Origin of the sequence: Arthrobacter sp. N199823 (assembly GCF_002929705.1) — a bacterium.
Taxonomy (GTDB): Bacteria; Actinomycetota; Actinomycetes; order Actinomycetales; family Micrococcaceae; genus Specibacter.
Map to the genome: position 1 here is coordinate 426152 of NZ_PJIN01000002.1, position 23152 is coordinate 449303.

Annotated in this window: 20 protein-coding genes and 2 tRNA genes; 17 read left to right on the forward strand and 5 right to left on the reverse strand. The window is 61.0% G+C overall.

Annotation, left to right across the window (positions count from 1 at the left end; genetic code table 11):
- Positions 1-30 precede the first annotated feature (30 nt).
- The 7 genes from crtI to CXQ93_RS05840 all read left to right on the forward strand — a co-directional run bounded on the left by crtI (position 31) and on the right by CXQ93_RS05840 (position 7073).
- The gene (gene crtI, locus CXQ93_RS05810; protein ID WP_104109751.1) at positions 31-1644 is read left to right on the forward strand and encodes a phytoene desaturase family protein; all 1614 of its coding nucleotides are present in this window, start codon (positions 31-33) and stop codon (positions 1642-1644) included.
- Positions 1641-1985 carry a lycopene cyclase domain-containing protein gene (locus tag CXQ93_RS05815; RefSeq protein WP_104109509.1) on the forward strand — a complete coding sequence of 115 codons (345 nt, stop codon included), beginning with the start codon at positions 1641-1643 and terminating at the stop codon, positions 1983-1985. The genes crtI and CXQ93_RS05815 overlap by 4 nt, the downstream gene beginning before the upstream one ends.
- Positions 1982-2290: a lycopene cyclase domain-containing protein gene (locus tag CXQ93_RS05820; protein WP_104109510.1), complete on the forward strand. Its 309-nt coding sequence runs from the start codon at positions 1982-1984 to the stop codon at positions 2288-2290. The genes CXQ93_RS05815 and CXQ93_RS05820 overlap by 4 nt, the downstream gene beginning before the upstream one ends.
- Positions 2287-3141 carry a prenyltransferase gene (locus tag CXQ93_RS05825; protein ID WP_104109511.1) on the forward strand — a complete coding sequence of 285 codons (855 nt, stop codon included), beginning with the start codon at positions 2287-2289 and terminating at the stop codon, positions 3139-3141. Before CXQ93_RS05820 ends, CXQ93_RS05825 begins: the two co-directional genes overlap by 4 nt.
- A 69-nt stretch (positions 3142-3210) precedes the next feature.
- Complete coding sequence (locus tag CXQ93_RS05830; protein WP_104109512.1) at positions 3211-4638, forward strand: deoxyribodipyrimidine photo-lyase; 1428 nt, start codon at positions 3211-3213, stop codon at positions 4636-4638.
- Between the two features lie 56 nt (positions 4639-4694).
- A complete protein-coding gene (locus CXQ93_RS05835) occupies positions 4695-5762 on the forward strand; it encodes a 3-isopropylmalate dehydrogenase (RefSeq protein ID WP_181036064.1) in 1068 nt (355 codons plus the stop codon).
- A gap of 198 nt (positions 5763-5960) precedes the next feature.
- Positions 5961-7073, forward strand: a complete 1113-nt coding sequence (locus CXQ93_RS05840) for a branched-chain amino acid aminotransferase (RefSeq protein ID WP_062287389.1) — start codon at positions 5961-5963, stop codon at positions 7071-7073.
- 160 nt (positions 7074-7233) lie between these two features.
- On the opposite strand, the gene CXQ93_RS05845 is transcribed toward CXQ93_RS05840, so the two are convergent.
- Positions 7234-8319: a mechanosensitive ion channel family protein gene (locus tag CXQ93_RS05845; protein ID WP_104109513.1), complete on the reverse strand. Its 1086-nt coding sequence runs from the start codon at positions 8317-8319 to the stop codon at positions 7234-7236.
- A 101-nt stretch (positions 8320-8420) separates the two neighbouring features.
- Between CXQ93_RS05845 and CXQ93_RS05850 the strand changes: the two genes are divergently transcribed.
- The 5 genes from CXQ93_RS05850 (at position 8421) to CXQ93_RS05870 (ending at position 13273) form a co-directional block, all read left to right on the forward strand.
- Positions 8421-9197 (forward strand): fumarylacetoacetate hydrolase family protein, encoded by a 777-nt coding sequence (locus CXQ93_RS05850; RefSeq protein ID WP_104109753.1) that lies wholly within the window; start codon positions 8421-8423, stop codon positions 9195-9197.
- A gap of 126 nt (positions 9198-9323) precedes the next feature.
- Complete coding sequence (locus CXQ93_RS05855) at positions 9324-9548, forward strand: hypothetical protein (protein ID WP_146073171.1); 225 nt, start codon at positions 9324-9326, stop codon at positions 9546-9548.
- Positions 9549-9660: 112 nt separating this feature from the next.
- Positions 9661-10938, forward strand: coding sequence for a sensor histidine kinase (locus CXQ93_RS05860; RefSeq protein WP_104109515.1), 1278 nt, complete (start codon positions 9661-9663; stop codon positions 10936-10938).
- Positions 10938-11594 (forward strand): response regulator transcription factor, encoded by a 657-nt coding sequence (locus tag CXQ93_RS05865; protein WP_104109516.1) that lies wholly within the window; start codon positions 10938-10940, stop codon positions 11592-11594. Before CXQ93_RS05860 ends, CXQ93_RS05865 begins: the two co-directional genes overlap by 1 nt.
- 233 nt (positions 11595-11827) lie before the next feature.
- On the forward strand, positions 11828-13273 hold the full coding sequence (locus tag CXQ93_RS05870) for an amino acid permease (RefSeq protein ID WP_062287402.1): 1446 nt from the start codon (positions 11828-11830) through the stop codon (positions 13271-13273).
- Between the two features lie 105 nt (positions 13274-13378).
- On the opposite strand, the gene CXQ93_RS05875 is transcribed toward CXQ93_RS05870, so the two are convergent.
- From CXQ93_RS05875 to CXQ93_RS05890, 4 genes are all read right to left on the reverse strand, one after another.
- On the reverse strand, positions 13379-15538 hold the full coding sequence (locus tag CXQ93_RS05875; RefSeq protein WP_104109517.1) for a hypothetical protein: 2160 nt from the start codon (positions 15536-15538) through the stop codon (positions 13379-13381).
- 255 nt (positions 15539-15793) lie between these two features.
- Positions 15794-16279, reverse strand: coding sequence for an SRPBCC domain-containing protein (locus tag CXQ93_RS05880; RefSeq protein ID WP_104109518.1), 486 nt, complete (start codon positions 16277-16279; stop codon positions 15794-15796).
- A complete protein-coding gene (locus CXQ93_RS05885; RefSeq protein ID WP_104109519.1) occupies positions 16276-16641 on the reverse strand; it encodes a metalloregulator ArsR/SmtB family transcription factor in 366 nt (121 codons plus the stop codon). The genes CXQ93_RS05880 and CXQ93_RS05885 overlap by 4 nt, the downstream gene beginning before the upstream one ends.
- 168 nt (positions 16642-16809) lie before the next feature.
- Positions 16810-18156 carry a helix-turn-helix domain-containing protein gene (locus tag CXQ93_RS05890; RefSeq protein WP_104109520.1) on the reverse strand — a complete coding sequence of 449 codons (1347 nt, stop codon included), beginning with the start codon at positions 18154-18156 and terminating at the stop codon, positions 16810-16812.
- Between the two features lie 216 nt (positions 18157-18372).
- On the opposite strand from CXQ93_RS05890, the gene CXQ93_RS05895 reads away from it, so the two are divergent.
- From CXQ93_RS05895 to CXQ93_RS05915, 5 genes are all read left to right on the forward strand, one after another.
- A complete protein-coding gene (locus CXQ93_RS05895) occupies positions 18373-20190 on the forward strand; it encodes an NAD(P)/FAD-dependent oxidoreductase (RefSeq protein ID WP_104109521.1) in 1818 nt (605 codons plus the stop codon).
- A gap of 262 nt (positions 20191-20452) precedes the next feature.
- The gene (gene gltX, locus CXQ93_RS05900; RefSeq protein ID WP_104109754.1) at positions 20453-21952 is read left to right on the forward strand and encodes a glutamate--tRNA ligase; all 1500 of its coding nucleotides are present in this window, start codon (positions 20453-20455) and stop codon (positions 21950-21952) included.
- Between the two features lie 5 nt (positions 21953-21957).
- Positions 21958-22752 (forward strand): HAD family hydrolase, encoded by a 795-nt coding sequence (locus CXQ93_RS05905; protein WP_104109522.1) that lies wholly within the window; start codon positions 21958-21960, stop codon positions 22750-22752.
- Positions 22753-22881: 129 nt separating this feature from the next.
- A tRNA-Gln gene (locus CXQ93_RS05910) sits at positions 22882-22953 on the forward strand.
- A 92-nt stretch (positions 22954-23045) separates the two neighbouring features.
- A tRNA-Glu gene (locus CXQ93_RS05915) sits at positions 23046-23118 on the forward strand.
- Positions 23119-23152: the final 34 nt, after the last annotated feature.

Below are 23152 nucleotides of genomic sequence, written 5' to 3' on the forward strand. Positions count from 1 at the left end.
GGACAGCAGCCTCTCGCAACAGAGGAGGTTGTGGTGATTGGTGGGGGAATCTCCGGCCTCGCCACTGCTGCTCTGCTGGCAAGAGACGGCCACAGCGTGACCCTCTTGGAAAAGCAGCCACAACTAGGTGGCCGTGCTGGCCGTTGGCAGAGTGACGGCTTCAGCTTTGACACCGGCCCAAGCTGGTACCTCATGCCTGAGGTCATTGACCACTGGTTCAAGCTCATGGGCACCAGTGCCGCCGCGGAGCTGGAACTCACCCGCCTGGACCCCGCGTACAAACTGTGGAACTTCGCGCCGGGGAACATGGCGCAGCAGGACTCCGCGCAGGAGAGCTCCGCTGCGTCCTCCACAGAGGTCCGCACCGGACGCCGGGAGGCACAAGCACTCTTCGAGTCTCAGCAACCGGGCTCAGCCGCGGCACTGGGCAAGTATTTGGATTCGGCGGAACTGGCTTACACCTTGGCCAAGAAACACTTCCTGTACGATCCCTTCGGAACGTTGCGGGGCCTGCTGAGTCCTCAGGTGCTGCGCCACGCTCCACGGTTGGCGAAACTCTTGACCCGGAACCTGAACAGTTTTGTTGCAGCCCGATTCACTCATCCGCTGCAACAAAAGATTCTGGGCTACCCGGCCGTTTTCCTGGGCACCAGTCCTTATAAGGCACCGTCGATCTATCACCTCATGAGCCATCTGGATCTGCAAGACGGGGTGCTCTATCCCCAAGGTGGGTTCGCCGCCCTGGTAGATGCCATGGAACGGGTGGCCCGCGGCGCCGGGGTTGAGATCATCACGGGTGCCACGGCGACCAAGATACACCTGGCAGAAGCGAGTCAGGGCCCCGGCTGTGAAGCAGTGGCATGGAGCTCCAGCGATGGGCAGGAGCACGTCACCGACGCCACCCTAGTGGTGGGGGCTGCGGATCTGCACCACATTGAAACCACCTTGCTTCCCGCACCCTTGCGCATGAACAGTGCCAAGAAGTGGCAGAAGGCCGATCCTGGCATCAGCGCCGTCCTGCTCTGTCTGGGCATCGAGGGTACCTTGCCGGATCTGGCCCATCACAACCTCCTGTTCACGGATGACTGGGCGGACAACTTTGCCCGAATCGCGGACGGCCACGCGCTGGCGGACACCACGTCGCTGTACGTCTGCAAGCCCAGTGCCACAGATACTTCCGTTGCCCCCGAGGGGAGTGAAAATCTGTTCTTGTTGATTCCGGCTCCTGCTTTGCCCCAGTGGGGCAAGGGCGGGTACGACGGCGCCGGCTCGCCTCAGGTTGAACAGGTTGCCGACGCTGCCATCGCCCAAGTCGCCGCCTGGACCAATACGCCTGACCTCGCCGATCGGATTGTGGTGCGGCGCAGCTATGGTCCTGCCGATTTTCAAGACAATTTCAATGCCTGGCAGGGCAGCGCCTTAGGGCTTGCTCACACCTTGCCGCAGAGTGCTTTTCTGCGGCCGGGAAACGCCAACCCCAAGGTCAAGGGGCTGTTTTATGCGGGTAGCTCGGTGCGGCCAGGGATCGGCGTGCCCATGTGCCTGATCAGCGCCGAGATTGTGCTCAAACTGGTGCGCGGCGATACCAGTGGCGGGCCTCTCAAGGAGCCGGCTGGCGCGTCATTGCCAGTGATTGCCTCATGATCTACCTGCTAATTCTCTTGCTGCTTCTGGGCTGCATGGCGCTGATCGATGCGCGTTGGAAGCTCTTCGTGTTTGCCCGTCCCGTGGCCGGTTTGCTGGTGCTGCTACTGGGCACAGCCTTCTTCGCACTGTGGGATGTGGCTGCCATTGCGGCGGGCATCTTCTTGCACCGCGAGTCCCCGCTCATGACTGGCATCATGCTTGCCCCGCAGTTCCCCTTGGAGGAGGCATTCTTTCTCCTGTTCCTGTGTTATCAAACCATGATCCTATTTACCGGGGCACAGCGCTTTCTGCAGCTAAGCCGCCGTCGTGGCCGGCCCAATGGCAGGGGGGAACTGTGAACTTTGCCCAACTAAACGCCATCTTTTTGGCGGTGGCTGCTCTGGTCTTCATTGCCGGCCTCTGGCGGAGCAAGCACAGAGGCGCCATGGTGGTAGCCACGGCAGTATCCGTGGTGGTACTGCTAGTTCTGACGCTCATCTTCGATAACGTCATGATCGCCTCAGGTCTCTTTGATTACGCCGGCCACACCCTGAATGGTTTGCATGTGGGGCTGGCACCCATCGAGGACTTCGCTTATCCGTTAGGTGGGGCGCTGTTGCTCAGCGGTTTGTGGATCTTGTTGATCGGTCGGGGGAAACAATGAAGAACTTGTTCGTGACCTCCCGGCCGGTGTCCTGGGTCAATACCGCTTATCCATTTGCCGCGGCGTATTTTTTGGTGACGGGGCGCCTTGATTGGGTTTTTGTAGTGGGAACACTGTTCTTTCTGATCCCCTACAACTTGTTGATGTATGGCATCAACGACGTCTTCGACTACGAATCTGATCTGCTCAATGCCCGCAAGGGCGGGGTGGAAGGGGCCGTTCTTGACCGCAGCCACCATCGTTTTATCCTGTGGGCCTCGGTGCTTGGCACGGTGCCGTTCATCGTAGTGCTCGCTACGCAGGGTGGGATAGCAGCCAACGTCGTTCTGGCGATCTCTCTCTTTGCCGTGATCGCCTACAGTGCCCCCGGACTGCGTTTCAAGGAGCGCCCGTTCCTTGACTCCATTACTTCCAGTACGCACTTTGTCTCTCCTGCCGTCTACGGGCTGGTCCTGGTTCAGGCAGATTTCACTGCCGGGCTCTGGGCCGTGCTGGTGGCGTTCTTCCTCTGGGGAATGGCCAGCCATGCCTTCGGTGCCGTGCAGGACATTGTGCCCGACCGCGACGGTGGCATTGCCTCCATTGGGACAGTGCTGGGGGCACGCTTTACCGTCTGGTTCGCGTTTGTCGCCTACGCCTGTGCTGGTTTGTTGATGCTGCTGACAGCAGCTCCCTTTGCCGCAGTGTTGGCCGTTCCCTACCTGGTCAACGTAGCTCCGTCGCTGCGCCTCACCGATGCCACGTCGGCACGCGCCAACGCCGGGTGGAAACGCTTCTTATGGCTGAACTACCTGAGCGGATTCCTGGTCACCATGATCTTCATCTGGCTTCTCCTGCGGGGCACACCATAGGGTGGCTGAACTAAAAACCGTTCGACAAACTTCCACTCACCTCACCATCTCGTGCCCGAAAGGCCAACTATGAATGTCTCAGTCGTCTGGTTCCGTGATGACTTGCGCGTTGCCGACAACCCGGCATTGCTTGCGGCAGCAGCCGATGGTGGCGCCGTGGCACTGTATGTCCTTGATGAGGTCTCGGACGGAATCCGGCCACTGGGAGGGGCTGCGAAGTGGTGGTTGCATCACGCCCTCAAGGATCTGCGCAGCGAGTTGAACGCCTTGGGCATTCCGTTGCTGCTGCGCCGCGGCCCGGGAATCAAAGTGACGCAGGAGCTGCTCACCTCTCTGGGGGCCACTTCCATCTATTGGAACCGCCGCTATGGAGGTCCCGAGCGTGCCGTGGATGGTGCGCTCAAGGAGTGGGCGCAGGAGACGGGGCTGCACGCCGAGAGTTTTCAGGCCAGCCTGTTGCACGAACCGTGGACGGTGACCACCGGCGCCGGGAACCCCTATCAAGTCTTCACGCCGTTCTGGCGCACCGTTTCGGCCCATGATTTTCGGGCACCGCTGGGGAAGCCCGACGCCGGACGGGGCCTCACCGGGGAATTCTCACCAGAGACTTCCCTCATGACTGAGGAGCTGGAGAGCTGGGCTCTGCTGCCCACCTCGCCAGATTGGGCCGGCGGACTGCGTGACACCTGGCGGCCCACGGCAGCGGCGGCTCAGGAACTGCTGACAGATTTCCTTCAAGGTCCAGTGGGTGACTACTCGGATGCCCGGGACCGCCCGGATCAGCATGGCACCAGCCGTCTTTCTCCGTATCTACGGTGGGGCCAGATCAGCCCCTTCCAGGTTTGGGCAGCGCTCGCAGAAACCCGCAGTGGCGGTACTGCAACAGCTGGGGGAGTAGGTGCGGGATCACCTGGCCCCAGCGTTTTTGCCTCCGAGTTGGGATGGCGAGAATTCTGCTGGCACCAGCTGTTCCACCACCCGGATCTGGCAACAGTGAATCTGCGCTCGCAGTTTGATACGTTCCCGTGGCGATCCGCTGAGGACGATGAGCTGGCGCCGGAGCAGCTCTCGGCGTGGCAGCACGGCAGGACCGGGATTCCGCTCGTGGATGCCGGGCAGCGCGAATTGTGGCATACCGGGACCATGCACAACCGTGTGCGGATGGTCGCAGCCAGTTTCTTGATTAAGAACCTTGGCTTCGATTGGCGGCTGGGGGAGCAGTGGTTCTGGGACACGCTGGTGGATGCCGATGCGGCGTCCAACCCGGCAAATTGGCAGTGGGTGGCCGGTTCGGGTGCCGATGCCGCACCGTATTTCCGGATTTTCAACCCGGTGACTCAGGCCAAGAAATTTGATCCCGTGGGCCGTTACGTCACGGCGTGGGTCCCGGAGCTTGCCACTGAGCAATACCCCGAACCTCTGGTGGACCTGCAGCAGAGCCGTCGGAATGCACTGGCGGACTATGCCTCCATCAAGACAGTGTCCGCCGAGGTCTGATCTCATTATGTAAGATGAGTTGCCCATCATGTGGATGGTTTGGCTAGGCTGAATCTATGAGCGCAACGATTGAAACAGCTGGCATGGACATTGCCGTAATTGCCGGCGACGGCATCGGCCCCGAGGTAACAGCAGAGGCCGTCAAGGTCCTGAAGAAGGTTAGCGCAGCAGAGGGCGTGGAGCTCAAGCTGACGGACTACTCGCTTGGCGCCGAGCACTGGCTGGCTACGGGTGAGACGCTGCCTGAATCCACCATTGAGGCCCTTCGCGGCCACGACGCCATCCTCTTCGGTGCCGTCGGCGGGGCTCCCGGGGACACCTCCATCCCCTCTGGCTTGATTGAACGTGAAATGCTCTTGAAGCTGCGCTTCAGCCTGGATCACTATGTGAACCTGCGCCCTTCCTTCTTGTACGACGGCGTGGCCTCACCTTTGGCTGACCCCGGCACCATTGATTTCATTGTGGTCCGCGAAGGCACCGAAGGTCCTTACGTTGGTAATGGCGGCGTGCTCCGCAAGGGCACACCGCACGAAGTCGCAACAGAAGTTTCTGTCAACACGGCCTTCGGCGTGGAGCGGGTGGTGCGCGACGGTTTCCGCCGCGCCAATGAGCGTCCTCGCAAGAAGCTGACGTACGTCCACAAGCACAACGTGCTGGTCTATGCCGGTCACTTGTGGAAGCGGACGGTTGAAGCCGTAGCCAAGGATTTCCCGGAGGTAGCCGTTGATTACCTGCACGTGGATGCGGCCATGATCTTCCTGGTCACTGATCCCGCTCGCTTTGACGTCATTGTCACTGACAACCTGTTTGGCGATATCGTCACCGACCTGGCCGCGGCTGTCACCGGCGGCATCGGCCTAGCCGCCTCCGGCAACATCAACATGGACCGTACCGCGCCCTCCATGTTTGAGCCGGTCCACGGATCGGCCCCGGACATTGCTGGTCAGCAAAAGGCTGACCCCACGGCAGCCATCCTGTCAGCGGCACTGTTGCTGCACCACTTGGATCACCATGGCGCAGCGGCCAAGATCGAGGCCGCTGTTGCAGCGGATGTGGCTAACCGCGACGCATCTTCACCGCGCACAACCAGCGCGATTGGTGACGCCATCGCGGCGGCTCTCTAACGGCGTCGTACATGGCAGGAGCCTGTAGGGTGCACAATCGCGTCTGGCCCGGGAACGGTGGTAGGCAGGAGTAGGCTTAACTATTAGAGTGAGTGCACACTAACCGAAGGGTTTGCAGCGCTCATGCATGGTGCGCTGAACAGCATCAACACCCCGCGCCGGCATTGGCAGGGGCGGTCACAACTTTGTGGAGGAAGCATGACCCAGAACGCCAGTGAGCTGAGCTTTTCCCAGCAGCTCAACGAGAACCCGAAGAGCAGCGCAGACCGTGAGGCCATTTTGGCTAACCCCGGGTTTGGCGACTACTTTACGGATCACACTGCCGTGGTGGACTTCAAGGTTGATGCGCAGGGCGAGGGTGGCTGGCAAAACGCTCGCATTGAGCCGTACGGCCCCATCATGATGGATCCGGCCGCCGCTGTGCTGCACTACGGCCAGGAAATTTTCGAGGGCATGAAGGCCTACCGGCACGCCGATGGTTCGGTCTGGACGTTCCGCGCTGAAGCGAATGCCGCCCGCCTGAACACCTCGGCCCGCCGTCTGGCTCTGCCGGAACTGCCCCCGGAGACGTTTCTGGAATCACTGCGCCAACTGGTATCGGTGGATCAGCAATGGGTTCCGTCGGGCGATGGAGAGGCGCTGTACCTGCGTCCGTTCATGATCGCCACGGAGGCGTTCTTGGGTGTGCGCCCGGCCCGCGAGGTGTCCTACCGTGTCATTGCCTCACCGGCCGGCAACTACTTTGGTGGGGAACTGAAGCCCGTTTCAATCTGGCTGACCACCACCTACGCCCGCGCCGGCGCCGGTGGCACGGGCGAGGCGAAGTGTGGTGGTAACTACGCCGCATCGCTGATCGCTCAGATGGAAGCAGAGGCCAACGGCTGCAAGCAGGTGTTGTTCCTGGATCCGTTCAATGACAACGCTGTGGAAGAACTTGGCGGGATGAACGTGTTCTTCGTGTTCAAGGATGGCACGCTGGTCACGCCGGAACTCAATGGCCACATTCTCCACGGCATCACCCGTTCCTCCGTACTGCAGCTGGCTGTTGACCGCGGGATGGCCGTACAGGAACGTAAAATCACCATCGACGAGTGGCGTGACGGCGTGGCCTCGGGTGACATCACCGAAGTGTTCGCCTGTGGCACCGCTGCCGTCATCACCCCCATCGGTGAGCTCAAGACCGCTGAGGGCTCCATTGCCTCGCCGGCTCAGGGCATTGGCGAGGTCACTGCCGCCATCCGCGAGCAGCTGCTCGGCATCCAGACAGGCGCTGTCGAGGACCTCCACGGCTGGCTGACTCGCCTGGCGTAGCCTTCCCGGCTACTGCTGCTCGAAATCTGAGCCCGAGTACGCTTTCTGAGACCGGTATCCCGGTGTCAGAAAGCGCACTCGGGCTCATTTTTTTCTCAGCGGACGACGGCGGACCCCTCACCTGGGTGCACAGCCTCGCCTCTGCTGTGCACCCAGGTGCCTACACCAGCTCGATGCTGGGGGTCGGCCGGTTTCGTGTGGCGCTCACGTCATTGATTGGGCCCTGTTCCCACCGCTGACGCGGGATCGATTGGGTGTGCAGGCTCTGGATTTGCTCGAGCATGGACTCTCGGATGAGGCAGCGCAAGTCCCAGAGATCGCCGCTGTCGTTGGCACTGACGACGATCCGGAGCCGGATTTCGCCGTTGGTAGCGTCGGTTACTTCGAGCTTTCCGGTGCGTCCGTCCCACAATGGTGTTTCGGCAAGGAGCTCCGCCAGATGCTGCCGGAGCTGGGCAACGGGAGCCTGCCAATCGACGTCGAACTCCACGCTACCCATGATTTTGGGACTGTTCCGCGTCCAGTTTTCAAACGGCGTAGTAGTGAAGTAGGTGGATGGCAGAATCAGCATCCGCTCGTCCCAAACACGCACCACCACATAGGTCATGGTGATTTCCTCTACTCGACCCCACAGGCCCTCCACCACAACCACATCGTCAATACGGAGAGCGTCCGTAAAGGCCAGTTGAACGCCGGCGAAGACGTTGGAGAGCGAGCTTTGCACGGCTAGACCGGCAACGATTGAGATCAGCCCGGCGGAGGCCAGAATTCCCGTACCCAGCGCCCTGACCTCGGGAATGGTCAGCAGCAATCCGGCAACTGCGAGCGTGATCACCAGTGCGCTGATGACGCGGCGGCCAAGACTGATTTGGGTGGTGAGCCGGCGGCGGCGTTTGCTATCGGTGACACGTCTCGTGAAGTGGCGTAGCACCAGCCGTTCTGCCACCACAAGCGCCGCCAGCATCAGCCAGCACAGGGCAGCAATTAAGCCGACCATGAGGGCAAAGTTCACTGGCTCAAACCAAGGGTAGCCGGTGGCTGTCGCACCCAGCGCGATCCGTAGCCCTATGGACAGCAGGACTACGAAGACGGGAGCCTTGGCCAACTTTGAGCGTTGTTGGAAGTCAGGAATCTTGCGGAAAGCCTGGTTAGCGGCGAACCTCAACAGGAACGTCAGCACGAGTGCGGCTGCGATTGCCACCACAATCGCCAGGATGGGCATGATGTTTGTTTCCAATGAATCCATCGTTTGATCCTGACAGATGACTCTGGGAGTAAGTTCAACGGGGTGTGGGTGCGGGCTGGACTCAGCTACCGCCCACGCACTTTGCCGATACACTAAACCACATGCGTATAGCCCGATTTGTTGTTGATAATGACCCCATGTACGGCATTGTGGAAGGGGAGTCCGGCAGTGAAATTGTCACTGTCATTAAGGGCGATCCCTTCTTTAATGGCGTCGAACGAACCGCCGTTAAGCACCCGCTGATAGATGTGCGCCTGGTGGCCCCGATTATCCCGCGTAGCAAAGTCATCGGCGTTGGTCGCAACTTTGCCGATCACGCCCGCGAGCTCGGCAACGAGGTGCCTGAGAGCCCGTTGCTGTTCCTCAAGCCCAACACCTCCGTGATTGGCCCGAACGAGCCCATCGTCCTGCCCGAATTCTCCGAAGAAGTTTCCTACGAAGCCGAGCTGTGTGTGGTCATTGGCCGCATCTGCAAGGATGTTCCGGAAGAGCGCGTGGACGAGGTCATCTTCGGCTACACCTGCGGCAATGACTTGACCGCCCGCGATGTTCAGGCTGGCGACGGCCAGTGGGCCCGCGCCAAGGGCTTCGACACCGCAGCACCCCTGGGCCCGTGGATCGAAACCGATCTGGACCCCGATGACGTCGACATCAAGGGCTGGCTCAACGGCGAACTCCGCCAGGACGGCAACTCCAACCAAATGGTCCGCAGCGTCCGCGAACTCGTCTCGCTCGTCTCCCACGCCTTCACGCTACTCCCGGGCGACGTCATCATGACCGGCACACCTGCCGGGGTAGACCTGGTCCAGGCCGGCGATCGCTACGACATCGAAATCGAAGGCATTGGCCGCCTCTCCAACCCGGTGGTTCGCCGCTAAGGTGACACACGGTTCGGTACATAGTGGCAGCGTCGTCGTTCGCGACGGCGCTGCTCTTGTTAATGTTCGACGCCGGAACCTGGCGTGAGAGGGCAGCGCGCCTTTGGGCGCGGCATGGCTCAGGCGATGAACGAGTCCGCTCAGCGTCGGATCAAGAATCCGCCGCCTAAGGCCTACGCCGGATGGGTCTTCGCCGCGGCGGCTGTGTTTGGTGTGGTTGCCCGGGTCATTTTCGTGGCCGATGGGCCCCTCCTCCTGGCCCAGATTTTCATCGTAATCGCGGTGGTGCTGGCGGCCGTCAGTTTCTGGTTGCGGCTGCGGCGTTGGTGGAAGTCCCGGGACCGCAAATAGCAGCACCCCGGCACCCCTCTGCGACGGGGTGCTGCGGCCTTCCGCCGAGGTTCGGGGAGATGACAACTTTAGTTAGATGTGCTGGCACCATGGGGAAAATTAGGCTCGAAGTATGAACATAGAAGATACTCACTCAAGAAGCCCGTGGCGCACCGTCTTACTTGTGGTTGTCATTGCTTTTGCAGACATCTTGTTGTCAATCGTGGCCATCGGGTTGGGCATGGAGGATGGAACCGTTCCCGCGCCCGAGACTGCTGGCCTTGAATGGGCGCGTTTTGCTCTCGCGCCGCTGCTTGCCCCACTGGGTGCCGTTGCGCTGATTTGGCGTCACCGCTTCCCCAAATCAGTGGCTGCAGCGGCCGTCGTTTTGGGTGCCATCTCATTCAGCGGATTCGCGTTCTTCATAGCGCTCTTCCTGCTGGCCAAACGCCGCTTGGACTGGTGGGTGGCCGGCGTTATTGTCCTGTGGGTTGGTGCCGAAGCGCTCGTTGGCATGGAGGCCTTGGGGTGGGACGTCGCATTGACGGGCGTGGTAGTCCTCGCGGCAATTGCTGCTTGGGGCGCCTACCGGGGCCAACGGGCCAGGCTGCGTCAGAATCAGATCGTCTCCTTGAAGGAACGTGCGGATCGAGTTGCGGCCGAACATCTGGCTCAGGTCGAGGGTGCTCAGCTCGCCGAACGCCACCGGATTGCCCGCGAGATGCACGATACCCTGGCCCACCGGATGTCGCTCGTCGCAGTCCAGGCCGCGGCGTTGCAGGTGGCCGCCCCGGACGCGGAAACGGCTAGCTCGGCCCGCCTGATCCGCGAAACCGCGCATGCCGCCCTCGGCGAATTACGTGATGTGCTCGGAGTTCTCCATGAAGACGGAACCACACGAACTGCCGAGTGGACGCCGGTGAAAAATGTGGAAACGGGGAGAACGGATGCCGGCAGCCAGAACCGAACTGCTCCCTCGGGGATAGCTCAGATTCCCGGGTTGCTGGCGGAATGGCGTGAAGCCGGGGTTTCGGTGGAGTATGCGCCCAATCCAGAACTGGCCGCAGTCCTGCCGGACACCGTCAGCCGGGCGGCCTTCCGGGTAGTTCAGGAAGGCATTACGAATGTGGCCCGCCATGCACCGGAGACGCAGGCAGCAGTGAGCCTGGTGCTACACAGGGAGGAATCGGAAAATACCGAACTACTCATCTCGGTATCTAATGGGCCCGGCGCTCAGAGTGAACCGGCCCTTGGCGCCGGCCTGGGCTTGATCGGGCTGGCAGAACGTATTCAGTTGCTGGGCGGCAGCCTGGATTACGGGCCAACTACATCAGGCTTCCGCCTCATGGCACGCATCCCCGTCCAACGGCAGCAAATCCACCACGACGACCAGGAAGATGCACCCGCGTGATGGAGAAGATCCGTGTCATTGTGGCCGACGACGAGCAACTGGTCCGTGCCGCATTGGTCAAAATGGTCAATTCCCGCCCCGATATGGAGGTGGTGGGCGAGGCTGCCAACGGCCCGCAAGCGGTGAGGTGCGCGCAAACGCAACTCTCCGACGTCGTCCTTATGGATGTGCAAATGCCCGGCGGGGATGGCATTGGCGCCACAGCGCAACTGCGCGCCCTGCCCCAGCCGCCGCAAGTACTGGTGTTGACCACTTTCGATCTGGACGATTATGTTTTTGCCGCACTGGAGGCCGGTGCCGCTGGGTTCCTCCTCAAAGACACGGACCCGGACCGGCTATTTCATGCCATTCGGGCAGTTGCTGCGGGGGAGGGCATGCTGGCGCCGACCGTGACGAGGCGGCTTATTGAGCGGACTCGGGAGCGGGCTGCGGCGGCGAAATCTAAGGTTGCTGTGGAGCGGCTGGAACTGCTGACGGCGCGTGAGGCGGAGGTGCTGGACGCGGTGGCCCAGGGGATGAGTAATGACGGGATTGCCCAGCACCTCTTTGTGAGTGAGGGGACCGTCAAGACTCACGTTTCGCGGATTCTGGCCAAGCTGGGGCTGGAGAACCGCGTGCAGGCGGCGCTGCTTTTCCGGGACTCCCGGTCCCACTAATACTTTCTTGGCGAATGTCCAAAGAAATATGTGCCGCCAAAACTAGCTGAATCTGACCCGGCCACACCTCATGTTCTGCTATCCCAGACAGAAGGTGCGCCGAAAGCATGTGAGCGGCATCACCCGCATATTTTGTTGTAGTACGCTTGTGAAGCCCTTTAGGACCATATTTGTGACAAATCACGAATATTTGGCTTCTTGAATGCGGGTGAACCTCGACTTAAGGATTTTGCGTGTCACAAGACATTACGGACACAGCTTCCACGGCACCCGTGGCCGGAGACATCACCGCTGAGGGTTACCAAAAGACTCTGTCCCGGCGGCACGTGACAATGATCGCCATGGGTGGGGCCATCGGCGTCGGGCTCTTCATGGGTGCTGGTGGGCGCCTTGCCTCAACTGGGCCGGCACTGATCTTCTCCTACGCCATCGCCGGAGTTATCGCGTACCTGCTCATGCGGGCACTGGGTGAACTCATCATGTATAGGCAAACGTCCGGGTCCTTCGTGTCCTACGCCGGTGAGTTGTTCGGTAAAAAAGGTGCGTACCTTTCCGGTTGGATGTACTTCATCAACTGGGCCATGACAGGTGTGGCTGAACTGATTGCCATTGGCCTGTACTTCCAATATTTCTTCCCCGGTGTGCCGACGGCAATAAGCGCTCTGTGTGCATTGGCGTTGCTCGTGGCCGTGAACTTGCTGAGCGTCAAGGCGTTCGGTGAATTTGAATTCTGGGCGTCCTGCTTGAAGGTCGGGGCCATTGTGATCTTCCTGGTGGTTGGTACCGCCATGGTCATCATGAATACCCAAGTGGGTGCATCGCATGCCACCGTCAGTAACTTGTTCAGCGCCGAGGGAGGCATGTTCCCCAAGGGTGGTCTGGTCATGATCCTGGTGCTAAACGCCGTGATCTTCGCTTACAACGCCATCGAACTGGTCGGCATTACCGCCGGTGAGATGAAGAATCCCGAACGCGAAGTACCCAAGGCGATTCGCGCCGTCGTACTGCGCATTGTGGTGTTTTACGTCGGCTCGGTCACCTTGCTCGCCATGATCATGCCCTCGGATCAGTACAAGTCCGGCGAAAGCCCGTTCGTCACAGTGTTCGCCACGATGGGTCTGGATTGGGTTGGCTCGGTGATGAACTTTGTGGTCATCACCGCCGCGCTGTCCTCGTGTAATTCCGGGCTGTATTCGATTGGGCGCATCTTCCGCACCATGGCCAACAACGGCCACGCCCCGGCCTGGCTGACAAAGATGTCCTCGCACCATGTCCCGTATGCCGCCATTCTGAGCATTGCCGGCGTCTACGTGGTGGGAGTGCTGGCCAACATTTGGCTGGGTGGTTCTCACGCGTTTGACCTTGCCCTGAACACCGCCTCGATTGGTGTGATCTTCACGTGGGCCTCGATCTTTGCGTGCCAGATCATGCTGCGTCGCAAGAAGGGCAACGTCTCTTCGCTGCCCATGCCGGGCTCACCGTGGACCAGCTGGATCGGCCTGATCGCTCTGCTGGCCATCACCGTGCTCATCGGCTTCGACACCATGACGGCAGCCGACGGCAGCGTCTACTTGCTGGGCCTGTGGACGCTGTGCGCCATCCCGGTGTTTGCCATCATCCTTTGGTTCGGTTGGCAGTTCGTGAAGAAGAACGAACCGAAAAACGCCCTATTCAGCTGACGCTTCCCGAATAGGAGCAGGACGCTAAAAAGCCGCTGCTCCTTCCTACTCCGTAGATGCGGAGGTAGGAAGGAGCAGCGGCTTTTTACGCACTAACGTGCCCCATCATTCTTTACGTAGGGCACCCCGCCGGCGGAACATGATGGTCATGGCGATTGCCACGAGGATCACTCCAAGGATTGCCAACAGCGGAATGGGGTTGATGGCAGCTCCTGCAGGGGTGACGGCGGAAACGCCGGTGTACAGCTCCGAGGTGCCGTCGGCTACTTGCGTATTACCCACTGCCAGTTTCCCGGCGCCGTCCGCCATGAGACTGGCTCCGTCGGCTAGCTTCACAGAGCCATCAGCGATCTTGGAGTTTCCATCAGCCAACGCCGCGTTCCCAGCGGCGAGTTTTTCGGCGCCATCGGCCAGCGTCTTACTGCCGGCCAGCAAGCCGGACCCGGGGATGTCAGGGGTCCCGGAGACACCTTCACTGAGCGCCTGCGTTCCGGCAGCGAGTTTCTGCGAACCGGACTCAAGATTGTTAGCCGCGTACAGCAGACCCGGCTTCTCGGGATCTCCGGGAGTACCGTCCATGCCATAGACCAGCTGCTGAGTTCCGGCAGAGAGCTTCTGCGTGCCGGCGAACAACGTTGAACTACCATTGGCCAGCGCAGCAGTGCCCCCGATGAGACCTGGTTTTTCCGTGGTGCCCTTCAGTCCGGCCGCGATTTGCCCGGTGCCATCGGTTAGCTTGCCCGTGCCAGTTGACAACGCGGTGGCGCCGGCGGCAAGGGCTTGCGCACCATTGAGTAGTCCTGGCTGGGAGGGATCGTTCGGTTTCCCATTGACGCCCACCATCAGTTGCTGGGTGCCAGTGTGCAATGCCGAGGTGCCATCCGAGAGTTGCTTGCTTCCCTTGGAAAGTGCCAACGCACCGTCAGCGATCTGCTGGTTGCCTGCGACAAGTCCGGGCTGGGCCGGATCATTGGGGACGCCGTTGAGCCCGGCAGAGATTTGCGCGGTCCCGCTGGCGAGCTGCTGGGCACCAGCTGACATTTGCGCAGCGCCGGCAACCAGACCGGGGCTCGCAGGATCGGTGCTGTTGATCTTTTGATCCAGCACGCCAAAGCCACCCTTAAGCTGTTGGGCTCCGGTAGCCAAAGCGGCACTGCCCTGAGCGGCCTGAATACCGCCGGCCTCCAACTGCTTCAGCTGATCCAGAATCAGACCCAGAGGAATGACAGGTGTGGTTTCGGCGGTTTCGCGAAGCTTGGTCAGGCCCTCCTGAAGTGCGGCGAGACCCTCGGCAGGCGTCCCGTTGGCGGATCCGTGACCAGCCAGTTGGGTTGCTCCGGCTGCCAGTTGGTTCGCACCGTCGGCCAGATTTTGTGGTTCGTTACCGCTGGCCGATGCGGTGAGTGCTGCCGAGAGCTGCGCTGCCCCGGCTTCCAAGCCCTTGGCGCCGGTGCTGAGCTGCTGGGCGCCGGCGTCGACCTTGGTTGCTCCTGCGCCGAGGGCTGCTGCACCGGTGGCGGCGGTGGCCGCACCGTTGCTGAGCTGATTCGCTCCAGTGTTGAGCTTGGCGGCGCCGGCTGAGAGTTCGCCCGCTCCCTTGTCCACGGCCCCAATGCCCGGGGCCAACTGGGTCTTGACTCCGTCGGCCAAGGTTGCCGCGCCTGCCTGCAGTTCCTTGGAGCCGGCAAAGAGCGCCTGAGCGCCAGTATTGGCGGCGAAGACTCCCGGAGCTAGCTGATTCTTGACACCGTCTGCAATGGTTGTTGCACCGGTGCTCAGTTGGGAGCCGCCAGAGGTCAGCTGGTCGGCACCGTCATCCACGGCATAGACGCCGGGGGCCAGCTTGTTGCGTACGTCAGTGGCAGTTTTTGCGGCTCCGGTGGACAATGCCGAGGCGCCGTCGTTGGCGCTGACTAGTCCGGGGGCCAGCTTGTCTGCAATTCCCTGCTTGAGCGTCGTTGCTCCGCCGGAAAGTTTATTGGCCCCTGCGCTGGCATCTGAGGCACCTTTTGCGGCGGTGGCCGCACCCTTGGATAGTGCCGCAGCACCCTCGTCCAAGTCGGTGGCCCCGTCCTGGAGCTTGTTGGCCCCGGCAGCAGTGAGCTTGGTGCCATCGTGCAGCTGTGAGGCTCCACTGGCAATTTTGGTGGTTGTTAGGGCGAAGAACAGGATCAGCCCGATGATCAAGAGGCCAAGAATTGCGTGGGCTACGTAATGTTTTCTGGTGGACCTGTGCAATGGCGGGCCTGTCGTGCTGCGAGACATAAGCAGTTCCTCACTGTTGTTAGCTAAGTGTGACGTAGCTAACAAGTTAAGCTACTGACGAGTAACTTACATGAGGGGGTGGTACTTAAGTCAACCGTTACCTAAATGTGACCAAAATTTCCTTGCGCCCCTTGCTGAGGCAAAAATGATCCCGATTCCGTCTTCGGAGCCCGGGATGCTGGCTTCCGAAAGCGGAATCGGGATCATTTTTGCATCAAGTGGAGACAATGAACTCGGGTGGGCCCTCCTGAACTGTCATTCGGCCAGGATCGCGTCAATTTGGCCCATGGCCTGGCGCATTCCCTCCTCCATGCCCATGGCAATCATCTTCTCCATCTGCTCCTCGGAGGCGAACGACGTTTCCACGCTCATCCGGGTTCGGCCGCCAATATCTTCCAGCGTGACGGTCATGGTTGCGGCGCCCATCTCAGTCACGCGATCCCCGTTGTCGTCGGCAAAGCCGTCCTCCAAAACCAAGTGGTTGGGGGCCGTGATGGTAGTGAACTCCCACCAGCCGCGCCCCTTCGATCCGTCTGGTCCGGTCATGTAGTAGCTAGCCTGGCCGCCTGGTTGAAAATCAAACTGCTCGAATGTTGCCGGCCACGTGGGAGGACCCCACCAGCGTTCCAGCTGGCGCGGATCCTCCCAGATCTGCCAGACGCGTTCGACGGCGGCGGCGAACTCCGAGGTGATGCACAGGGTGAGGTTCTCTGTACTTGTGGTGGCGTCGGTGACTGTCATGGGATTGCCTTTCCTTGTGGTTCATCCGGGGCTTCTTCGTCCAGGATGTCTGCAATCCGATCGACGCGCTGCCGCCAGATTGCCTCATAGTTATCGAGTAGGCGCTGTGCCTTGCGCAAGCCGTCGTGATTGGCGCGCACCACCTGCTCCCTTCCGCGTTTCTCCTTGGTGATGAGGGAAGCCCGTTCCAGTACGGCCACATGCTTTTGGACCGCTGCGAAACTCATGGCGTAGTAGCGGGCTAGCCCGGAAACCGAATACTCGGCAAGAGTCACCTTGTGCACAATGTCTCTACGCGTGGTGTCGGCCAAGGCCTGAAACACGCGGTCCATTTCTGATTCACTGAGCTGATCTACAACCATTTGGTTGTAGATTACTCCCGAGGAAATGCTCCCGTCAAGGGGTTCTTCATGCCGAAAACTGACGGTACTGCTCAGGTGTGGACGGGCGCGGAAATCATGGGCAGGCGTGGGCAGACGCGGTCAAGGAATCCGATGCTAGAGGGATGCAAGAGAAGAGCCAGCGCGCGGCTAGAGCAGGGCGTCATCCAGTCGACGAGCGCGGGCAGCGAAGGCGGCGACCTGTGGAACCGCACCCACCAGCGCCTGGAGAGCGGCGACGGCTTCCGTGTCCGCGGCACCCATGTCGGAAGCCAGCCACTGGGACAGCGCCGCACTAGAGGAATCTGTGAGTAGTGCCGTCCGGACAGCGGCGTTGAGTTCCTCCCGCAGCAGCTCAAGGGCTCTCGCGGTGGAGCGGCTCAAGAGCGGGGCGCGGTACCTTGCTAGTGCCTGGGGTGCGTTTCCGCAGCGGAGTGCCGCCAACACCTGGTTCGCGTCGACGAGGGCCCGCACCGGATCAGCTAGTTGGTACGGGTTGGAGGAGATGGCCGAACCCAGCACAGTCCGGAGCCGGTGCATTTCAATGCGCACAGTAGCTGCCGTCCCGGTCTCCCCATAGAGCTCGTACGCAAGCTCGTCGGCACTGAATCCCTGCTGGCGGGAACACAGCAGCGCCAGAATCTCCGCCCGCCGCAACGTCAGCGGCACCCGCCGGCCATCCGCGTGCACCACCGCTGGCCGCTCGCCGAGCAGTTCAATGCCAGCTATTGCTCCCACTGGTTCATGGCCGACGCCGGACCCGTCACCTTGGGTGCCCAGCCCGCCCCCAGCTGCTGCCGTGGGGCCGCGACCGGCCGCTGTTCTGCCGAGAATTTCCTCTGCGGCCCGGACGGCACACCGGACCATGCGTAAAGAATCCGGCGTCAGCGTTGTCAGGGGTCCGGATACATCCAGCACCCCGAGGAGTTCTCCTGTCAGGGGGTGTCGAATCGGGGCGGCCGTGCACGCCCAGTCGTGATGCGTGCGCACCAAATGCTCGGCTGAAAACAGTTGTCCGGCAGAACCGGTGCGCAAAACCTCGCTAATGGCGTTGGTGCCGATCCCGGACTCGGACCAGTCGGCACCCTCGGTGAATTCCAATGAATCAGCCTGGGTCAGGGCGTTCCGGCCGCCGATACGCCACAACACCTCACCGGCGGCGTCGGTGATGATCAGCAGTTGCCTGCCGCCGTCGGAATCATCTCCCAGTAGTTCCGTAAGGGCTGGGATTGCGGGGGAGAGGATGTGTTCCCGGCGCAGAGCGCGGACTTCTGAGGGTTCGCGTACATGGCGGGGACTGTGCTGGTCGGGGCTGATGCCCAGGGCCAGGGAGCGTCGCCACGATTCCTGGATGTCGGTGGTAATCTCGGCCCTCTCTGCTCCGCCGATGACGTCCTCATGGGCGTGCCGGAGCATGCGCGAATACATGACAGGGTCGCTGAAGCGAAGCGCCGAGGTGGCGCCTGTGCCTGCAGTGCCGGAAGACACCTCGACCATGCATTTTCCCTTCAGGCGGCCATCCCGTGCCGTGAATCTTGTTGTGCCGCGAACGGCGGTGTGCCGTGCAAGCCTCTCATTCAACGTCTCAGGAGACGTTACAGACGCGTGCAACGTCCCTGCAACCCCACGGGAGCTTTACTTGTGAGATCAGTCACGTTACAACAGCTTACGCTCTCCATCGTGGGGAGCAGAGCAGCGGACAAGGGAGTCGGCATGTCACCCAGCACCACAGAAGAAGCAAGCAGCACTACACCCACCGGCATTGTCACGGAGTGGCTCCAGGCGCTTGATGAGGCCTTGACCTCCCGGGACGTGTCCGCGGCAACGGCACTTTTCGCCGACGACTGTTATTGGCGCGACTTTGTTGCCTTCACCTGGAACCTGAAAACCTTTGAAGGCCGGGAGCAGATCGGGACCATGCTCACCGACCGGCTGGATCATGTGGCCCCCACCGGGTGGGCGCTCGCAGAGGATGCCACGGGGGATGCCGAAAATACGGAAGCCTGGATCAACTTTGAAACGGGTGCCGCCAATGGCTACGGGCACCTGCGCCTGAAGGACGGAAAGTGCTGGACGCTGCTGACCACCATGCAGGAGCTAAAGGGGTTTGAGGAGAAGAAGGGCCGGAACCGTGACAGGGGCGTGGATCATGAGATCACTCGCGGCCGCAAATCCTGGCTCGAACGCAAGGAAGAAAGCGAGGACCGGCTGGGCTACGACGAGCAGCCCAACACCCTCATCATCGGCGGCGGGCAGGGCGGGATTGGGCTGGCCGCACGCCTTCGCCGTCAGGGCGTGCCAACCATCGTGGTGGAAAAGAACGCCAGAGCCGGGGATTCCTGGCGTAAGCGTTACAAGTCCCTGCACCTGCACGACCCGGTCTGGTATGACCACCTGCCCTACCTCAAGTTCCCCGATGACTGGCCCGTGTTTGCCTCCAAGGACAAGGTCGGTGACTGGTTGGAGCACTACACCGCCATCATGGAACTCAATTACTGGTCCGGTACGGAGGCCGTCAAGGCCGCTTATGACGAGGCCGCCGGAGAGTGGGTGGTTGAGGTGAAGCGCGACGGCGTTCCCGTCACCTTGCGCCCCAAGCAGCTCGTGTTTGCGCTCGGTGTGTCCGGCTACCCTAACGTTCCCCACTTCGAGGGTGCGGAAACCTTCTTGGGACAGCAGTACCACTCGTCGCAGCACGCCGGGGGTGGTGACTGGACGGGAAAGAAGGCGGTTGTCATTGGTTCAAATAACTCTGCCCATGACATTTGCGCGGATTTGTGGGAGCACGGGGCAGAAGTCACCATGGTCCAGCGTTCCTCCACGCACATTTCCCGCAGCGAATCGCTCATGGATCTGGGATTGGGCGGACTCTATTCGGAGGAGGCGCTCGCCAACGGGGTCACCACGGAAAAAGCCGATCTGCTCTTCGCCTCGTTGCCGTACCGCATTCTGCCGGAGGCTCAGAAACCCATCTATGCCGAAATGGCCATCCGGGATAAGGGCTTCTACGATGATCTGGCGGCCGCCGGCTTCGACCTGGACTTTGGTGAGGACGGCTCTGGCCTGTTCGTGAAGTACCTACGGCGCGGCTCCGGCTACTACATTGACGTTGGTGCCTCTCAACTCGTCATTGATGGGCGGGTCAAGCTTGCTACGGGGCAGGTGGAGAAGCTGACGGGCAACGCCGTTGTCATGGATGACGGGACCGAGCTGGAGGCGGATCTGATCGTCTACGCCACCGGCTACGGTTCCATGAATGGCTGGCTGTCGGACCTGGTCTCGCCTGAGGTGGCAAATGCGGTGGGCAAATGCTGGGGCTACGGCTCGGACACCAAGCGTGACCCCGGTCCCTGGGAAGGGGAGCTGCGCAACATGTGGAAGCCCACCAATGTGGACAACCTCTGGATCCACGGCGGCAACTTGCACCAGAGCCGGCACTACTCCAACTACCTGGCCCTCCAATTGAAAGCCCGGATGGAGGGACTGGACACCCCGGTCTACCAGCGGCAGGCCTCACACCACACCCACTGACCGCTCGGCGCGCCTGAAAAACCGCCAGGCCCGCCGGCAAAACTTCCCGGACCGCCGGGCAAAAACGACCCGCAGCAGTGGTTCGAAAAATCCTGACTCCCGGTGATTTTTGAACCCCTGCTGCGGGTACTTTTGTGCCCAGATTTCTGTCCAGATTTGTACTCAGAAGCGGACTGCGGCCGGGCACGGCACCTAGGTGAGGGGATCCGGCGTCGTCCGCGATTCAGGCGAGGTGGCCATGGCAGCTAAACTGGATTCCATCATGACTAATGTTGCCTCGATCCCCACTGTCACCGCTGAAACCCCCGTCCGGGTAAGGTTTTGCCCGTCGCCCACTGGAACGCCCCACGTTGGGTTGATCCGCACGGCCCTGTTCAACTGGGCCTACGCCCGCCACACCGGCGGCAAGTTGATTTTCCGCATCGAGGACACCGATGCCAAGCGCGACAGCGAGGAAAGTTACCTGCAGCTGCTCGACGCCCTGAAGTGGCTCGGCATCACCTGGGACGAAGGTGTTGAGGTTGGTGGCCCGCACGAGCCGTACCGCCAGTCGCAGCGTGGGGACATCTACAAGGACGTCATCGCCAAGCTGGTTGCCGGCGGGCACGCTTATGAGTCCTATTCCACACCCGAAGAGGTCGAAGATCGTCACAAGGCTGCCGGCCGGGACGTTAAGCTTGGATACGACAACTTTGACCGTGACCTCACCGAAGAGCAGATTGCTGCTTTCAAGGCCGAGGGCCGTGCACCGGCGCTGCGCTTGCGTATGCCGGACCGCGATATCACGTTCAACGATTTGGTCCGGGGCGAGATCACCTTTAAGGCAGGATCAGTCCCGGACTACGCAATTGTCCGCCCCAACGGTGCGCCGTTGTACACGCTGGTGAACCCTGTCGATGATGCCCTCATGGGCGTCACTCACGTGTTGCGCGGCGAGGATCTGCTCTCTTCCACTCCCCGTCAGGTTGCCTTGTATGAGGCCCTGTATGCGGTGGGTGTTGCCGAGTACATGCCGTTGTTCGGCCACCTGCCCTACGTTATGGGTGCCGGCAACAAGAAGCTCTCCAAGCGCGATCCCGAATCCAGTCTGTTCCTGCACCGTGACCGCGGTTTCATCCCCGAGGGCCTGCTGAACTACCTGTCTCTGCTGGGCTGGTCGCTCTCCGCCGATGAGGACATTTTCACCGTGGCGCAGCTCGTGGAGAAGTTTGATATCCACGACGTTCTGGGTAACCCGGCGCGCTTCGACATCAAGAAGGCTGAAGCCATCAACGGCACCCACGTGCGCATGCTCGAGGCCACCGACTTCCGCAACCGCCTGATCCCGTACCTGCAGGCTGCCGGCCTGGTGGGGGACGTGTTGACGCCGCGCGAGGAGGAAATCCTCACCGAGGCTGCCCCTCTGGTCCAGGAACGCATCATCTTGCTGGGCGAGGCTCCTGAGATGATTGCTTTCCTTTTCAAGAAGGACGACGCCGTCGATGTCGCCGAGGATTCCCTCAAGGGCATGCCGGAGAACCTGACCGAGGTCCTGGATGCTGCCTTGGCAGCCCTTTCGCCCCTTGAAGACTGGAGTGCCGAGTCCATTCAGGCCGCGCTAAAGTCTGCACTGGTGGAGGGCCTTGGCATCAAGCCGCGCTTCGCGTTCGGCCCTGTCCGCACGGCGCTGACCGGGCGCAAGGTTTCCCCGCCGCTGTTCGAGTCCATGGTGATCCTGGGCAAGGAATCCTCGCTGACCCGCCTGCGCGCTTTCAAAGGCTAAACGCTTTGCCGCTTAGTGCACCAAACAACACCGTTGACTTCGCCCCTTTTGCTGGGCGGGTCAGCGGTGTTTTGTTTGATATCGATGAAACCCTTGTGGACCTTGTGGCGGCCATGAAGGACGCCATGGTGTTTGCCTCCTCGGCCCTGCTGCCCGGTTTCACTGCTGCTGGGTGGGATGACTTTTCGGCGTTGTATATGGCTGATCCGCAGCGCTACTACGATCGCTACGTGGCCGGCGAGTTCACGTTCCATGAGCAGCGTGGTCTGCGGGCGCAGGTGGTCTTCGGCAAGTTGGGCGTGGCCTTTTCTGCGCAAGCGCAGGCGCAGTGGATTACGGACTTTGAAGCGGCCCAGCCACGCTCCATCCGAGCTTTCGCGGATGTGGTGCCGCTACTGGATGCTCTGGACGCCGCTGGCATCCCCTATGGCGCCGTCAGTAACAACGTGCACGCCTATCAGCGCGCCAAGCTGAATCAGGCGGGCCTGGCACGCGTTGCTGTCCTGGTGGGCATCGACACAGTAGGCGTGGCTAAGCCGGACCCCGCGATTTTCCTGGAAGGGTGCCGTCAGCTTGGCACTGTTCCGGGTCAGACGCTGTATGTGGGGGATAACTACCTGCTCGACGGCGTTGCTTCCATCCGTGCGGGCCTGTCCGGCGTGTGGCTGAACAGGGAGTCTATGCCGGAGCCCCAAGCGCCGGGCGCCGAATCGGCTGAGCTGGAGCGCATTCAGGTGGTGGTGACACTGGATGAAATAGGTGACCTTTTGGGACTGTCAGCAGCCGCAGATAGCCTGTGACGCACGACTCAGCCAAAAACAGCGTTCTCGTTTTGGTGTTCAGCAAAACCTCAGGTATAGTTTTATCCCGGCGCGAGGGCCGCTGAAAGGCCGGGGAAACCCGGGCGATTCACGGCAGAACGTAGCCATTGGGATATGGTGTAATTGGCAACACATCGGTTTCTGGTACCGACATTCTAGGTTCGAGTCCTGGTATCCCAGCGCTTATTATATAAGCTGCTTTTCGGTTGGCATGCGAGTAGTTCTTCAAGTATTATTCTTGAGGTTCGGAAGCAAAAAATCGGATGTATTAGGGCCCCATCGTATAGCGGCCTAGTACGCTGCCCTCTCACGGCGGTAACGCGGGTTCGAATCCCGCTGGGGTCACAATGTGATGTCGCGGGACATAGTTCATCTATGT